Source organism: Vreelandella venusta, assembly GCF_007989605.1.
In the GTDB taxonomy this organism is placed as follows: Bacteria; Pseudomonadota; Gammaproteobacteria; order Pseudomonadales; family Halomonadaceae; genus Vreelandella; species Vreelandella venusta.
On record NZ_BJUL01000002.1, the window covers coordinates 181474 to 196236 of the forward strand.

Here is a 14763-nt window from a genome sequence, read left to right on the forward strand (position 1 = left end):
GATCAGTGGCGAGTTGAAAACTATCGTGACTGTCAACGCAACTAAGTGGCAACCTTAATCAAAAGCAGCCAAGCTGCATAAACTAACGGCTTGTAACAAACCGCCTAGCCAATTGGCTAGGCGGCCTCCTCCTACCTATAACAGTAATAATGGAAGCAAGAGGGTTAATATATGAAAGCCAACGCTTTACCTGTCGCCATTGCGCTGACAACCGCTCTATCCACTAGTTTGCTGGTGGTCTCAAGCTTTGATAACCAAGCTCAGGCACAAGAAAATTTTCGTTGGAAAATGGTCACTTCCTGGCCGAAAAACTTCCCAGGTGTGGGGCAGGGGCCAGAGCGTCTTGCGCAACTGGTGGAAGAGATGTCCGATGGTCGCCTGACCATTGAAGTATTCGGTGCTGGCCAGTTGGTGCCTGGGTTTGAGGTCTTTGATGCGGTGTCTGACGGCACGGCTGAACTTGGCCACTCTGCTTCCTATTACTGGAAGGGCAAAGCCCCTGAAGCCCAGTTCTTCGCCGCCGTGCCGTTTGGCATGAACGCACAGGAGATGAATGCTTGGCTGCACTTTGGCGGTGGCATGGAGTTGTGGAACGAAGTTTATGAGCCTTTTGGTGTGGATGTCATGGTGGCGGGTGCTTCTGGCGTTCAAATGGGGGGCTGGTATAACAAGGAAATCAATTCGATTGAGGATCTTGATGGCCTGAAGATGCGTATGCCAGGGCTAGGTGGTGAAGTGATGAGCCGTATGGGCGTCGCGATTGTGAACATGCCGGGTGGCGAAATCTTCACATCACTTCAGTCAGGTGCCATTGACGCGACTGAGTGGATTGGCCCCTATAATGATTTAGCTTTCGGCCTGCATCAGGCTGCCGATTATTACTACTATCCTGGCTGGCACGAGCCGACGGTGATGTTTGAAACCATCGTCAACGAAGAAGCCTTAGCCGAATTACCCGCTGATTTACGGGCTATTTTGACGACCGCCGTGCGCGATATTAATGCAAACGTGCTTGATGAGTACACCGCACGTAATAACGATGCGCTGGAGACGTTGGTCAACGAGCATGAGGTTGAGCTGCGCCGTATTCCTGACGACGTGTTGGCTCAGGCTCGTGAGCATTCAGAAGACGTTATTGCTGAATTGGCTGAATCAAGCGAGTTGGGTACACGGATTTATGAGTCGTACCGTACCTTCCAGGATAAGGTCGGAAATTACCATGCGATTTCTGAGCAGGCATACTACAACGCCCGCAATCCAGAGGGTGACACAACGCAGTAACGGCTCACTAGCGATGTAGCTATACTATTAGCATTCTGCTCTCGTTAAACACGCAATGGCTGCCTTTTAGGCGGCCATTGTTTTGGTTAAGAAGCCCTGTTTGGCGTTGTATTTGAGTATCTTAGAACACGACTGAACCGTTAATTAAGGAGCACCATGTCCAACGATTCCCGCCTCCGCAATGTACTGACCATCGCAGGATCCGACCCTTCTGGTGGTGCTGGCTTGCAGGGTGATCTGAAAACTTTTTCGGCGCTGGGTGTCTACGGCACCAATGTCATCACTGCTGTTATCGCTCAAAATACCTGTGGTGTGGCTTCCGTGTATCCGGTTTCGCCTCACGCTATTCGCGAGCAGTTAGAAAACCTAATAAATGATGTGGCATTAGATGCCGTTAAAATTGGCATGGTTGCCAGCCGCGAGGTTGCCGAGGTGATCGCTGATGTCTTACGGCAAAATCGTCCTCGCTGGATCGTGCTGGATCCGGTGATGGTAGCTAAAAGCGGTGATATTCTGGTCGATGATGCTGGCATTCGTGCCGTGCGCGATATATTGGTACCTCTGGCTGACGTGATTACGCCTAACTTGCCTGAAGCGGCTGTGCTCTTAGATGCCGAATCACCGAATTCACTGGATGACATGGAGGCGATGCTGCCAGCGCTGGTTGAGTTGGGCGCGCCTTATGTGGTGCTGAAAGGAGGGCATTTGCGCGGAGATACCTGCCCTGACTTGCTGGCAACTCCTGACGGACACACATGGCTTCCTGCCTCACGTATTGACACTGAAAACCTGCACGGCACGGGCTGTGCTCTCTCGTCTGCGATCACTGCGTGTTTAGCAAAACTGCCTGCCGATGCAGCGCCAAACGCGCCTAAGCAAGCGATTGGTGAAGCCAAAGTGTGGCTGCATGCTGCATTAGAAGCGAGTACTCGGCTAAGTGTTGGTCATGGGCGTGGGCCGGTGCACCACTTTCATGCGTGGTGGTGATGTCTATGATCTAGCACCATCAATGTGCCGAGCGGCAGCGGAAAAAGCAACACACTCCTTGCAGTATGCGCAAACGGACACCATGCTGAACATTGCCTGTTTGGCTGTCTCACGTGTCTACTGACGGTGCCGACTTGATCGGCCAGGGAGTTGTGCCATGTCTCGCACGCTGCTGTTTGCCACGGACCTTTCTCAGGATAACCGCGCTGCGTTTGCTCGCGCTCTTCGGCTGGCTTATGCCCAAGGGGCACAGCTCGACATTCTCCACGTCCTTGACCCTTACTTGCCACACCGTGTTCTTCACGACGTTGAAAGTGCGGTTAACGAAGATATCAGTGCCACATTGACCGACCTGCGTGAAGATTACGCGCTGGAAGCGCCTTCGCTGCTTATTCAAACTGTTGTGGGGGAGCCTCATGTTGAAATTGTGCGAGAAGCCCACGAGCGTAATGCCTCGTTAATTATTATGGGCATGCACCGTAAGCGCGGTCAGAAAGATCTTCTTTTGGGAACCACTGTGATGCGCGTGATGAGGAGTGCGCCTTGCCCGGTGGTGGTCGCCTCTTATCTACCAACGCAGCCTTGGCAGCATATCCTAGTGCCAATCGATTTTTCGCTGACTGCTCGGCAAACACTTAGGGAAGCACTCATTCGCTTTCCGGAAGCAACGTTGACGCTGCTGCATGCCTGGAGCTTGCCTGGTGAGCGTGAGCTGGGTTCCCAGGCTAATTTTGCACACTGGCGAGATCACGAAGTAGAGCGTTTACGTAGGACGCTGGATAACGAGATTGAGAGCTTGATGCGCGATCTTGACGGTATCCCCGATATCGAGCTAGTGCTTGAACCAGGGCAGCCCTGTGATGTGCTTCAAGACTATATGAAGCGACACACCCCCGATTTGGTGATTATTGGTAGCCGCGGTCAGCCTCAACACACCAGCCAGGTGACTGAAATGTTGTTAGGTGAACCTCACTGCGACCTTATGCTGTGCCGCTCCTGGTAGCTGTCGTAGGGACCCTTTGTTGAGGCGTTTTTTGCGATACGTTGCTGGGCTAAATCCACACAAAGCTTTGTCTCAAACCTATGCCAGCGATTACACTGCTTCTTGTTGGAATGATATTGCAAGGGGCGAGAGTGAAAGCACTGATTCAGCGGGTAAAAAACGCCAGCGTTACGGTTGAAGGTACGATGGTCGGGGCCATTGATCATGGCCTACTAGCGTTAGTGGGCGTTGAAAAGGGTGACACTGAGGCCGATGCTGAAAAACTACTGCATAAGCTGCTGCACTACCGCGTTTTCAGTGACCAAGAAGGCAAAATGAATCATAACCTTCAGCAGGCTAACGGAGGCTTACTGCTGGTATCACAGTTTACGCTGGCCGCTGATACTCGCAAAGGTTTGCGACCCAGCTTTTCTAGCGCTGCTCCGCCTGCTGAAGGTGAGCGCCTGTTTGACTATTTAGTCGCTAAGGCTGGTGCCGCTTGGCCCAACGTTGCAACCGGCCAATTTGGCGCTGATATGCAAGTGGCGTTAGTTAACGATGGGCCGGTAACGTTCATGCTTGAGAGCTAAGCGACTTAATTCGACTAGATTCAAAGCAGCCCGAATTGGTTGGCCTAGGGTTAGGCATCTTCGCTGGCTAATAACTCTGCTTCCATTGTTTCCAGCGCTTCCTCGGCGGCGAGCCACTGCTGCTCGCTGGTGTCCAAGCGGCTTTTGATTTTCGCCTGTTGGGCAAGTGCTTCGGTCAGCTCCGCTTTACGAGCGCTGTCGGTATAAAGCGTCGGGTCAGCCAGAATAGCTTCTACTTCTTCAAGTGCTTGCTGATTTTTCTCCATGGCTTTTTCAGCTTGATCGCGCGCTTTTTTCAGTGGCCGCAGCTTCTCGCGCAGCTCCGCCGCTGCTTTACGAGCGGCTTTTCGATCACCGCTAGGCTGCTGGCTTTGGCGTTCACTTTTTTCGCTACGCGCATCGCGGCGGCCCTCTTCCAAACGCGCCTTTAACCATGCCCGGTAATCATCGAGATCGCCATCAAAGGGTTCAACACGATGGTCGGCTACCCGCCAGAATTCATCAACCGTGGCGCGTAATAGATGACGGTCGTGCGACACCAGAATAACCGTACCCTCAAAGCTTGCTAATGCCTCGGTGAGCGCCTCGCGCATTTCCAAGTCTAAGTGGTTGGTTGGCTCATCGAGCAGCAGCAGGTTGGGCTTCTGCCAGGCGACCAACGCGAGCGCTAAGCGCGCCTTTTCACCGCCAGAGTAAGTACCAACTTCGCCAAAAGCATCATCGCCCTTAAAGCCAAAACCACCCAGGAAATTGCGAATTTCCTGGTCACTCGCCGTGGGAGAGAGCCGTTGCACATGCACAAACGGCGTCGCCGTCACGTCCAAGCTTTCTAGCTGGTGCTGGGCAAAATAGCCAATGGCTAAATGCTCGCCTGGTACGCGCTTGCCCTCTAGCAGCGCTAATTCACCGGTCAGTGATTTGATCAATGTCGATTTACCCGCGCCGTTGGGGCCTAGCAGGCCGATACGGCTACCGGGTAATAACGTAATATTGACCTTCTCTAATTGCGCCACATCGCCAGCTTCGCTGCGATAGCCAAGGGTCGCTTGGTCAAGTACGAGCAGGGGGTGTGAGGTCTTATCAGCGGCAGGCAGCGTGAAGTGAAAAGGCGAATCCGTATGAGCAACGGCGATATCCCCCATACGCTCCAGCATTTTCACACGACTTTGTGCCTGCTTTGCTTTTGTCGCCTGGGCGCGAAAGCGCGCTATAAAGCGCTCGATTTCTTCGCGGCGAGCCTGCTGCTTAGCTGCTTCTGCTTGCTGTAGAGCGAGTTTTTCAGCTCGCGTGCGCTCAAAGCGAGAGTAGTTGCCGCGGTAAAGCTCGAGCGTTTGGTGATGCATATGCACAATGTGATCACACACGGCATCGAGAAAGTCGCGGTCATGAGAAATCAGCAGCAATGCGCCTGGGTAGCGGGTTAGCCACTGTTCTAGCCAAAGTAGGGCGTCGAGATCAAGGTGGTTGGTCGGCTCATCAAGCAGTAATAAGTCGGAAGGCATAAACAGTGTGCGGGCTAGGTTTACCCGCATTCGCCAGCCACCGGAGAAGTCTGACAAAGGCCGCTTAAGATCCGTTTGCACAAAACCGAGCCCCACTAACAGTTGCGATGCTCGCGATTCTGCCGTGTAGCCATCCAAGGTTTCGATAAGCCCATGTAGCTCGGCTTCCCGATGCGCATCGTCTGCTTCGCGCGCGGCGAGTAGATCAGCCTCCGCTTGTCGCAGCGCATAGTCGCCATCCAGCACGTACTCCACAATGGGACGATCCAGCGCTTCAACTTCCTGGGCCATGTGGGCTATCCGCTGCCCACCGCTCATCTCAACGTCGCCCTGGTCGGGGCCGAGCTCGCCTAGCAGAAGTTTGAATAAGCTCGACTTACCGGCGCCGTTTGCCCCAATAATACCTGCCTTTACCCCACTGTGGAGCGTAAGGTCAGCGTTATCAAGTAGCGTTTGTGTACCCCGTTGCAGGGCGACTTGGCGCAGTGCGATCATGCATTCTCCCGAAAAGGTGGGTAAATCAATGTTCGATTCTAACCGATTCCAGCGCTTACAACAGGCTCCACTATGGGATTTTGCGCTGACATTTTATGCCCAGTCCGGAGTCGAGCAAGCATGCCTTGTTCTGCAGGATAGTGCTGGGGTCGATGTGTGTGAGCTTCTCGTGCATAGCTGGCTCTACCACTACGGTCTTCAGGTAACGCCTAGTGCGCTGTCAATGGAGCGCAAAGCGCGGGAGCGTTGGCAGCAATCGGTCACGGCTGTTTTGCGGCAGTTGCGTCGTGATCTTAAGCCACAAGCCGCAGAAAGTGAGGGCATTGCCCAGTTGCGAAAGACGCTGCAGCAGGCCGAGATTCAGGCTGAGCGTGAGAATCTTCAACGCTGGCAGCACTGGATATTGCAGGCGTCAGAGCTTAACCAGCGGTTAATAAACTGCGCCATAAGTAAGCAAGATGTTGCACAATGGCTGCAAGATAAGCTGTTTTCTGATGAATTTGCGTTTGATCAAGTAGTTGTGCAACCCGAGCGCGAGAGTGTTAGAGAGGCGATTACTATACTAGCGACACGGCTTGACCACTACGAGCGACCGCGCTAGCCTGAAATTAAGCTATTTTTGAATAACGCGTGTTTTAAGGTTGTTATTGCTTGTGTAACTGTTTCTAAATGTATTCAAAAAGATAAGCTTTATGAATGATGATTTTATGAATAGTTATTCTAAAGTCACTGACAACTAACAGAGCGTTTAAGAGCGGCACGCATTATACAAAAATTAAATATTGGCGCACTCGCATAGCGCGCTTACCACTGCTAGGGGAACTCTGCATGAAGGCAAGCAAGTTAATTTCGACTCGTTCAGTAACGACAAAGTTAATGACGACGGCGAGCATTGGTGCACTGCTATTTGGTCTCAGCACAGCCGCCCAAGCAGATAACTGGCGTTACGCACACGAAGAGTACGAAGGCGATGTCCAGGATGTGTTTGCTCACGCATTCAAAGACTATATTGAAGAGAATTCAGATCACAGTGTTCAGGTTTATCGTTTTGGTGAGTTAGGTGAATCTGACGACATTATGGAGCAGACCCAAAACGGTATTCTTCAGTTCGTAAACCAGTCACCTGGTTTCACCGGTTCTCTAATTCCAGAAGCGCAAATCTTCTTTATTCCTTACCTGCTGCCAACAGATGAAGATACGGTCCTGACTTTCTTTGATGAGAGTAAGGCCATCAACGAGATGTTCCCTGAGCTCTACGCCGAGCAAGGCCTTGAGCTGCTGAAGATGTACCCTGAAGGTGAAATGGTCGTGACCACCGACGAGCCGATCAGCTCGCCGGAAGATATGAATAACAAGAAAATTCGTACCATGACGAACCCATTGCTTTCAGAAACTTATGACGCCTTTGGCGCAACGCCGACACCGTTGCCGTGGGGCGAGGTATATGGTGGTCTGCAAACCGGCATTATCGACGGACAAGAAAATCCGATTTTCTGGATCGAGTCCGGCGGTTTATATGAAGTGTCGCCTCACCTTACCTTCACAGGCCACGGCTGGTTTACTACTGCCATGATGGCCAACCAAGACTTCTATGATGGCTTGTCTGATGAAGATAAGGAGCTAGTGCAGGAAGCGTCTGATGCTGCCTATGATCACACAATCGAGCACATTAAAGGGCTAGCCGACGAGGCATTAGCTAAAATCCAAGAAGCTTCGGATGAAGTCACCGTGACGCGTTTGGATGAAGAGCAAATCCAGGCTTTCCGTGACCGTGCTCCACAAGTTGAAGAAGCCTTCTTAGAGATGACAGGTGATAAGGGTGCTGAGCTTTTGGAGCAGTTTAAAGCTGATCTCGAAGCGGTAACTAACGAGTAATTCACCGTTCCGTACTTAACGGTAAATCACCTAGGGGGTAGCCAGCGCTGCCCCTTTTTTATTTTTATACGTTGCCCGGTGCTGACAGCCACTTAACAAAAAAACCGCGTTTCCTTGCGTAAAAGACAGAAAAATTTACGTACATCCAGCGTTGAAGCGGAAAGAGTTATTAACCGTTACGCTACAAAATGAGTAAGGCTGGACACGCTCTGTTCGGTGGTCAGTGAAAGAGTAAGCACTAGGTTTTTATCGTTAGCTGCCACGCTGCATAAGAGGAGATCGGCCATGACCGAAGAAGAATCCGAAAAGAATTACAGCTCTGGTTTGCCTGGCATACTGGGCGTGATCGACACTGCAATTAGCAAAATCGAGTCAGTCATACTGGCGATGGGGGTTTTGCTAATGGCGCTGAATACGGTCACTAATGTTATTGCCCGCTTTGTATTCGGCAATAGCATTATGTTTTCAGGAGAATTAAACCGTATTTTGATCATTATGATTACCTTTGCGGGTATTGGCTACGCTGCTCGACATGGGCGCCATATTCGTATGTCAGCCATCTACGATGCTTTGCCCGTCGGGGGACGTAAGGTGCTGATGATAGGTATTGCGTTCTTTACCTCTCTCGTTATGTTTTTCCTACTGTACTACTCCGTGGTGTATATCCTCGACCTTCAAAGCAAGGGGCGCGTGTTGCCATCACTCGGATTACCTATTTGGATCATTTATATCTGGGTACCTATAGGTTTTCTCATTACGGGCATTCAGTACCTGTTAACGGCAATTAAAAACCTTACCTCTCGGGATGTATATCTCTCGACAGGGGTAGTTGATGGTTACAAAGACACCGAAACAGAAGTGTAAAGCAGGGCTTGCACTCTAGGGGAACGCTATGACGACGATAATGGTAGTCACCATGATTGCCCTGCTGCTGCTGGGCTTTCCTATGATGATCCCGCTGATCACGGCAGCGGTGATCGGCTTTTATATGATGTTTAATGGCTTCGGCCAGATGGATACGCTGATTCAACAGATGATGGCGGGTATCCGGCCTGCTTCGTTGATTGCGGTGCCGATGTTTATATTAGCGGCAGATATTATGACGCGCGGCCAGTCGGCAAATCGCTTAATTGATATGGTGATGTCTTTTATCGGTCATATCAAAGGCGGTCTTGCTGTCAGTACGGCGGCCTCCTGTACGCTGTTTGGCGCGGTTTCTGGTTCTACCCAGGCAACCGTAGTTGCGGTGGGCTCTCCACTGCGGCCCAAGATGCTAAAAGCGGGCTACTCTGACCCATTTACACTGGCGCTGATTATCAACGCGAGTGATATTGCCTTTTTGATACCCCCAAGTATTGGCATGATCATCTACGGGGTTATTTCAGGAACATCCATTGGCGAGCTGTTTATTGCGGGTATTGGGCCAGGGCTTTTGATCCTGTTTATGTTCTCGGTTTATTGCATCGTTTACGCTGTGGTAAAAGGCGTGCCTACCGAACCCCGCGCTAGCTGGAAAGAGCGTGCTGTAGCGGTGCAAAAAGCACTGTGGCCGCTAGGCTTTCCGGTCATTATCGTTGGTGGTATCTACGGAGGTATTTTTAGCCCGACAGAAGCCGCTGCAGCCTGTGTGCTCTATGCCGTATTGCTTGAGTTTGTGGTATTCCGTTCGCTCAAAATGAACGATATTTATGCGATTGCTAAATCCACCGGCTTAATTACCGCAGTGGTGTTTATATTAGTCGCTGTTGGTAATGGATTCTCTTGGATAATTTCGTTCGCGCAGATTCCACAAATGATTTTGGAAGCGGTAGGTGTCAATGAAGCTGGGCCGACTGGCGTACTGATTGCAATCTGCATCTCTTTCTTTGTCGCTTGCATGTTTGTTGACCCGATTGTGGTCATTCTGGTGCTTACGCCCATTTTCGCTCCGGCGATTGCAGCGACTGGTCTGGACCCAGTTCTGGTCGGTATTTTGATTACGCTGCAGGTAGCCATCGGCTCGGCGACCCCACCTTTTGGCTGCGATATATTTACCGCGATTGCGATCTTTAAGCGGCCTTACTGGGAAGTCATCAAAGGCACACCGCCCTTTATCTTTATGCTGATTTTAGCGGCGGCGCTGCTGATCATGTTCCCGCAAATTGCGCTGTTCTTGCGTGATATTGCCTTCCGCTAAGCAGTCACAAGGAGAACGCGGATGTTTAATCGCATTTTAATTCCCGTAGATGGCTCGAAAGGGGCAATTAACGCACTGGAGAAAGCGGTGGGCCTGCATATGCTCACCGGTGCCGAGCTTTATTTGCTGTGCGTATTTAAGCACCATAGTTTATTGGAGGCATCGCTTTCTATGGTGAGGCCGAATAAACTGGATTTGCCTGACGATGCGCTAAAAGAGTACGCCACGGAAATTGCTGTACACGCTAAAGCCTACGCCATAGAGATGGGCGCAGACAGTACGCGGGTAAGGGCGTTTGTGAAAGGTGGCCGCCCCTCGCGAACTATCGTGCGCTTTGCCCGCAAGAGGGAGTGCGATTTAATCGTGATCGGTGCTCAAGGAACCAACGGCGAGAAAAACCTGCTGTTGGGGAGTGTCTCCCAGCGCGTGGCGGGTGCGGCACACTGTCCCACATTGGTCGTTTAAGACACCAAACTACTGAACTTAATAGCGGTCTTACTAACACCCGTTCTCTCAGGTAATGCAGCCTGGGATGACGGGTGTTAGTCTTTAAGGTACTCAAACATTTGGCGCAATGCGCCGTTGGATAAGGTTCTTTACATGAAAGTATTGTTTTCTTCCACTGCTTTGGCGAGTTTGCTACTGGTTGCTCCTTTCGCGGCCGCAGCTCCTGAAACCGACGAGCAGCGCCTTGCTTATAGCTTGGGCGTCACCCTAGGTGAGAGCATGCAGGTCGATATTGAAGATCTCGACCTTGATGCATTTACGGATGGCATGCGCGATGTTTTTGATGGCGAAGAGCTGGCGTTAAGCGAGGAAGAAATGATGGAGGCGCTGGTTGCTTTCCAGCAGCGCTCTATGGCTGAGCGGGAGCAAGAAGCCGCTGAAATTGCACAGCGTAATTTAGAGGAAGGCCAAGCTTATCTGGCGGAAAACGCTGAGCGTGAAGAAGTTGAAGTGACTGAGTCTGGCTTGCAGTATGAAGTGCTTGAGTCTGGTGATGGCGCATCGCCTGGCGCTGAAGACACCGTTGAAGTGAACTATGAAGGCATGCTGTTGGACGGCACTGTGTTCGACAGCTCCTTTGAGCGTGGTCAGCCGGTGAGCTTCCAGGTAAATCAAGTCATTGAAGGCTGGCAGGAAGCGCTTCAACTGATGAGCGTTGGCGACAGCTGGATGCTATATATCCCTGCTGAGCTGGCTTATGGTGAAGGCGGCCAAGGCCCCATTGGCCCAAATGAAATGCTGACGTTCCGTGTTGAACTGTTAGGCGTCGAGTAAATGATACGTTCCGCCGCTGCTACATCTTGTTTTTTGGGCGCGCTGTTGCTGCTGGGTAGCGCGGCTGTTCACGCTGAAGCCGATACCGTGCCGGGTAATTTACCTGCCCTAAACGCAGCGAGCGATCACGCGAGCGTGGTAGGTGTTTCTTCTGGTGGTTACATGGCCGCACAGTTGGCGGTTGCTTGGCCTGAGCGCTTTAGCGGCGTAGGTGTATTAGCGGCGGGTCCTTGGAGCTGTGCCCAGGGCGAGCTCAGTTTGGCGCTTAACCAGTGCATGAGCATCCGCCGTGGGTTGCCGTCCTTGGATGAGCTGGACCGTCGGCGCGAGCGTTACGAATCGCTTGAGCAGGTGGGTGAGCGCGATGCATTAAGCCAGCTGCGAGCCTATGTATGGCACGGTGCTGAAGATGACACGGTTTCTCCTGAGCTGGGGAGTTTGTTAGCAGAACAGTGGCAGCGCTGGTTGGCGTCTTCAGAACAGCTGCGTTTCGTGCGCAGTGAGCACACAGGCCATGGCTGGCCCATAAAATTGCCGAAGCAGGCCAGCGCTAGCCCCCAAACACTTGGCGACTGTCGCCAGGGTGGTGATAGCCATGTGCTTGCTTGTGATGAGGACGTGGCTGGCGATATGCTCTCATGGCTTTACCCTGAACGTGAGGCTAATGCTAGCGAGGGTGAGGTGATTGCCTTTGATCAGTCAGAGTTCGCTGTTAAGGGCTTGGCTGATGTGGGGTATCTGTTTATTCCTGAGGTGTGTGAGGCGGGGGGCTGCCCTGTCACAATCGCGTTGCATGGTTGTCAAATGAGCGTGGATGTCATTGGCGATACGTTTGTACGCCACAGTGGTTTAAACCGCTGGGCAGCAGACCATGGACAAGTGGTGCTATACCCGCAGGCGGAAAGCAGTATGGCTAATCCTCAGGGGTGCTGGGATTGGTGGGGCTTTGCTGAAAGTACTTGGCAGCTCAACCCGCTGCACGACACGCGTGATGGCACTCAAGCCAGAGCGCTAATGGCAATGCTTGAGCACCTACAAAGCACGCCTTAATTCCAATTCAGATACTTCGCCACGTATTTCTACTAGCTACCTAGCTCATTCTCCAGCGCTGACACTAAGCCGTGTGGTGCTGGGGAGTAGAGTACTCTCTGTAAGATCTCACCGTTGCGGTTAACCAAGAAAAGCGAGGCACTATGGTCAATGGTGTAGGCCATTGCTGAATCGGGTGCCTCTACTCGCCGCCAAATCACACCATAGCGGGCTGCTACATCTTCAAGCTGTTCTTGACTACCCACCAAGCCAATAAACGTCTCACCAAAGAACCGCATATACTCTTCCATGCGTGGCAGCGTATCGCGTTCAGGGTCAACCGTTATCATTATTGGCACCACGCGTTCACGCTGCGCGTCGCTTAGCTGAGCCAGCGCCTGACGTTTAACGGCCTGATTCATTGGGCAAACGTCTGGGCAGTAGGTGTAGCCAAATGAAACAATCGCAATGTCGTCTTTGTCTAGTTGGGAGAGAGAGAAATCGCCTTGAGTAGACGGCATTTCTATTGGTCCCCCCGTCACGTCATCACGGTTAGGCTGGAAGGCAAATTGGTAAAGGCCGATCGCCGAAATGGTCAGTAAGACAAGTATTAGCACTAGCCCCAGCCAGAGTGCTTTACGATTGTTTGGTTTAGCGGCCATACGTACTAACTCCTAATCACGTCAAAGTCGAACCAACTGCCCAACTTGCCTTCCGGTGTTTCCAGGATAACCCGTGCTCGCCAAGGCATCACGTCTTGAGTGCAGATACCCACTTGTCCTTGACCATGGAAGTGCCCGGGCGCAGTGGCGGTTAATCCAAAACGGTGTAAGCCCATATCCATGTCACGTCCGATAAAGTCGATCGTCACATGGCTTGGGTTGAGACCCTCGACCTCTACGTCCAGTGGCAGAATATCCAGCGCATCGATACGGCCATCGGCATCAACGGTAAGTGTTAGGCGGCCTTTATCGCCCAGAACAGCTGAGCAGGTACTGGTGTGTAGGTTGCAGTTGGCATCCGGTGTAAACCAGGCAATATCACCATCATCGCGTAGCCAATTGGCAAACACGTACCACGTGCAGGCGGCCAGTGAGATGCCAGTGATGAGGATAAGCACTTTCAGTGCTGGAAAACCCGTAAAGTAGCCAGGTTTAGAAAAGTTCTTCATGGCAGAATGGTCACTACGCAGGCCGTAAGATAGAAGTTAGTTTCATGGTAACAGTAATCTCACGGATGTCGCTGTGCTGGGATGTCGCAGTTAACAAGGAATAACAATGGAGAGCATTACAGGCGCACTTGGGCCACTGTTTTTATTGATTTTACTGGGCGCTGCCATTGGTTATGGCCGCTGGCCAAGTGCTACATTTTGGCCGCAAACGGAGCGTCTGATCTACTTTGTGCTATTTCCAGCCATGCTGATAGGCACCCTGGCCACTGCTGATGTCAGCCAAGTACCGGTTGGGCGTATAGCGTTGGTATTGCTCGGCACGATGGGAGGATTAGGTCTGCTGCTATGGCGCTGTCGTGGTTACCTAGGCTTAACGCCTGCTGCGTTCACGTCGGTATTCCAGGGCGCCGTGCGTTTTAACACCTACGTGGGTGTCGCGGGCGCCGCCGCACTGCATGGCAGCATGGGGGCGACTACCGCCGCGGTGGCGGTGGCACTTATGGTACCGGTAGTGAACGTAATGTGTGTCGCAAGCTTTGTCGCGGCAGGGACGCTGGGCAGTGGAAGCCTTGGCCAAAGTGCCCTCGCACTGGCTAAAAATCCGCTGATTTTGGCCTGTCTGGCAGGTATCGGTCTCAATCTTTCGGGGGTTGGCTTGCCCGGTTGGAGCGAAGCTACAGTCGGGTTATTGGGTGGTGCGGCGCTGCCGTTAGGACTCATTGCCGTGGGTGTGGCGCTGCGCCCTGCAGCACTGCTACGGCTTGATCGTGGCGTGATAGCGACGAATAGCATCAAGCTGCTGTTAATGCCTGCGGTGGTGCTGCTATTGGCGTGGCTGGTGGGGCTGGACCCTATCAGCCGTGATGTGGCGCTGCTGTTTGCGGCGCTGCCTACCGCCACTTCTGCTTATATTCTTGCTCGGCAGCTAGGAGGTGATGCAGAACTTATGGCGGCAATTATTACCGGCCAGACGCTGTTAGCGATGCTGACGTTGCCCGTTTGGTTGCAGCTGGTTGGATAGCGTAAAAACTTTCTTAAAAATAAATAAAAAGTATTCGCATTTAGGTTGACGTGGTAAATGAGAATGATTATATTGTGATTGTCAGCGTTTAATGAGACGTTGGCAACCACGACAGAAACCGCCAGTTTCCTGTCATGGTTTCTCCCTCTCATTGCTAGTCACGGTCTTTTGCCGCTCCCCTTGGAGCGGCTTTCTTTTTTTCTAGTGGCTGTGTTTGCTGAAACATTGGCAACCACGACGCTATTGCAAAGACCAGCGCCAGTTTCCTGTCATGTTTTCTCTTTCCTTGCTAGTCACGGTCTTTTGCCGCTCCCCTTGGAGCGGGTTTCTTTTTTTCTAGTGGCCGTGTTTGCTGAAACATTGGCAACCACGA

The 14763-nt window shown here is 52.0% G+C and carries 15 protein-coding genes; 12 read left to right on the top strand and 3 right to left on the bottom strand.

Annotation, left to right across the window (positions count from 1 at the left end; genetic code table 11):
- The first annotated feature begins 171 nt into the window (after positions 1 to 171).
- The 4 genes from HVE01_RS03055 to dtd all read left to right on the top strand — a co-directional run bounded on the left by HVE01_RS03055 (position 172) and on the right by dtd (position 3840).
- Positions 172 to 1281, top strand: a complete 1110-nt coding sequence (locus tag HVE01_RS03055; RefSeq protein ID WP_125752992.1) for a TRAP transporter substrate-binding protein — start codon at positions 172 to 174, stop codon at positions 1279 to 1281.
- A gap of 156 nt (positions 1282 to 1437) precedes the next feature.
- Positions 1438 to 2268: a bifunctional hydroxymethylpyrimidine kinase/phosphomethylpyrimidine kinase gene (gene thiD / locus HVE01_RS03060; protein ID WP_146942297.1), complete on the top strand. Its 831-nt coding sequence runs from the start codon at positions 1438 to 1440 to the stop codon at positions 2266 to 2268.
- Between the two features lie 157 nt (positions 2269 to 2425).
- Positions 2426 to 3271 (top strand): universal stress protein, encoded by an 846-nt coding sequence (locus HVE01_RS03065; RefSeq protein ID WP_146942299.1) that lies wholly within the window; start codon positions 2426 to 2428, stop codon positions 3269 to 3271.
- A gap of 131 nt (positions 3272 to 3402) precedes the next feature.
- On the top strand, positions 3403 to 3840 hold the full coding sequence (gene dtd / locus HVE01_RS03070; RefSeq protein ID WP_125752982.1) for a D-aminoacyl-tRNA deacylase: 438 nt from the start codon (positions 3403 to 3405) through the stop codon (positions 3838 to 3840).
- Positions 3841 to 3890: 50 nt separating this feature from the next.
- On the opposite strand, the gene HVE01_RS03075 is transcribed toward dtd, so the two are convergent.
- Positions 3891 to 5837: an ATP-binding cassette domain-containing protein gene (locus HVE01_RS03075; RefSeq protein ID WP_146942301.1), complete on the bottom strand. Its 1947-nt coding sequence runs from the start codon at positions 5835 to 5837 to the stop codon at positions 3891 to 3893.
- Positions 5838 to 5865: 28 nt separating this feature from the next.
- On the opposite strand from HVE01_RS03075, the gene HVE01_RS03080 reads away from it, so the two are divergent.
- From HVE01_RS03080 to HVE01_RS03110, 7 genes are all read left to right on the top strand, one after another.
- Positions 5866 to 6438 (top strand): TIGR02444 family protein, encoded by a 573-nt coding sequence (locus HVE01_RS03080; protein WP_146942303.1) that lies wholly within the window; start codon positions 5866 to 5868, stop codon positions 6436 to 6438.
- A gap of 227 nt (positions 6439 to 6665) precedes the next feature.
- Complete coding sequence (locus HVE01_RS03085; protein ID WP_146942305.1) at positions 6666 to 7712, top strand: TRAP transporter substrate-binding protein; 1047 nt, start codon at positions 6666 to 6668, stop codon at positions 7710 to 7712.
- A 285-nt stretch (positions 7713 to 7997) separates the two neighbouring features.
- Complete coding sequence (locus HVE01_RS03090; RefSeq protein ID WP_125752970.1) at positions 7998 to 8576, top strand: TRAP transporter small permease; 579 nt, start codon at positions 7998 to 8000, stop codon at positions 8574 to 8576.
- A 28-nt stretch (positions 8577 to 8604) separates the two neighbouring features.
- Positions 8605 to 9888, top strand: coding sequence for a TRAP transporter large permease (locus tag HVE01_RS03095; RefSeq protein WP_089040259.1), 1284 nt, complete (start codon positions 8605 to 8607; stop codon positions 9886 to 9888).
- Between the two features lie 21 nt (positions 9889 to 9909).
- Entirely contained in the window at positions 9910 to 10353 is a 444-nt protein-coding gene (locus HVE01_RS03100) for a universal stress protein (RefSeq protein WP_146942307.1), read from the top strand.
- A 135-nt stretch (positions 10354 to 10488) separates the two neighbouring features.
- Positions 10489 to 11169 (top strand): BamJ family beta-barrel-assembly machinery protein, encoded by a 681-nt coding sequence (locus tag HVE01_RS03105; RefSeq protein WP_146942308.1) that lies wholly within the window; start codon positions 10489 to 10491, stop codon positions 11167 to 11169.
- Complete coding sequence (locus HVE01_RS03110) at positions 11170 to 12219, top strand: alpha/beta hydrolase-fold protein (RefSeq protein WP_146942310.1); 1050 nt, start codon at positions 11170 to 11172, stop codon at positions 12217 to 12219. It begins immediately after the preceding gene.
- 32 nt (positions 12220 to 12251) lie between these two features.
- On the opposite strand, the gene HVE01_RS03115 is transcribed toward HVE01_RS03110, so the two are convergent.
- Entirely contained in the window at positions 12252 to 12860 is a 609-nt protein-coding gene (locus tag HVE01_RS03115; protein WP_125752961.1) for an SCO family protein, read from the bottom strand.
- Positions 12861 to 12865: 5 nt separating this feature from the next.
- Positions 12866 to 13369, bottom strand: coding sequence for a hypothetical protein (locus tag HVE01_RS03120; RefSeq protein ID WP_125752957.1), 504 nt, complete (start codon positions 13367 to 13369; stop codon positions 12866 to 12868).
- 106 nt (positions 13370 to 13475) lie between these two features.
- On the opposite strand from HVE01_RS03120, the gene HVE01_RS03125 reads away from it, so the two are divergent.
- A complete protein-coding gene (locus HVE01_RS03125; RefSeq protein ID WP_125752954.1) occupies positions 13476 to 14390 on the top strand; it encodes an AEC family transporter in 915 nt (304 codons plus the stop codon).
- Positions 14391 to 14763 lie beyond the last annotated feature (373 nt).

Excerpts from the sequence above, each read along its gene's own strand:
- HVE01_RS03100 (WP_146942307.1), top strand. The coding sequence starts at position 9,910 with ATGTTTAATCGCATTTTAATTCCCGTAGATGGCTCGAAAGGGGCAATT.
- thiD (WP_146942297.1), top strand. The coding sequence starts at position 1,438 with ATGTCCAACGATTCCCGCCTCCGCAATGTACTGACCATCGCAGGATCC.
- HVE01_RS03125 (WP_125752954.1), top strand. The coding sequence starts at position 13,476 with ATGGAGAGCATTACAGGCGCACTTGGGCCACTGTTTTTATTGATTTTA.
- HVE01_RS03075 (WP_146942301.1), bottom strand. The coding sequence starts at position 5,837 with ATGATCGCACTGCGCCAAGTCGCCCTGCAACGGGGTACACAAACGCTA.
- HVE01_RS03085 (WP_146942305.1), top strand. The coding sequence starts at position 6,666 with ATGAAGGCAAGCAAGTTAATTTCGACTCGTTCAGTAACGACAAAGTTA.
- HVE01_RS03110 (WP_146942310.1), top strand. The coding sequence starts at position 11,170 with ATGATACGTTCCGCCGCTGCTACATCTTGTTTTTTGGGCGCGCTGTTG.
- HVE01_RS03115 (WP_125752961.1), bottom strand. The coding sequence starts at position 12,860 with ATGGCCGCTAAACCAAACAATCGTAAAGCACTCTGGCTGGGGCTAGTG.
- HVE01_RS03055 (WP_125752992.1), top strand. The coding sequence starts at position 172 with ATGAAAGCCAACGCTTTACCTGTCGCCATTGCGCTGACAACCGCTCTA.
- HVE01_RS03095 (WP_089040259.1), top strand. The coding sequence starts at position 8,605 with ATGACGACGATAATGGTAGTCACCATGATTGCCCTGCTGCTGCTGGGC.
- HVE01_RS03090 (WP_125752970.1), top strand. The coding sequence starts at position 7,998 with ATGACCGAAGAAGAATCCGAAAAGAATTACAGCTCTGGTTTGCCTGGC.
- HVE01_RS03105 (WP_146942308.1), top strand. The coding sequence starts at position 10,489 with ATGAAAGTATTGTTTTCTTCCACTGCTTTGGCGAGTTTGCTACTGGTT.
- HVE01_RS03065 (WP_146942299.1), top strand. The coding sequence starts at position 2,426 with ATGTCTCGCACGCTGCTGTTTGCCACGGACCTTTCTCAGGATAACCGC.
- HVE01_RS03080 (WP_146942303.1), top strand. The coding sequence starts at position 5,866 with ATGTTCGATTCTAACCGATTCCAGCGCTTACAACAGGCTCCACTATGG.
- HVE01_RS03120 (WP_125752957.1), bottom strand. The coding sequence starts at position 13,369 with ATGAAGAACTTTTCTAAACCTGGCTACTTTACGGGTTTTCCAGCACTG.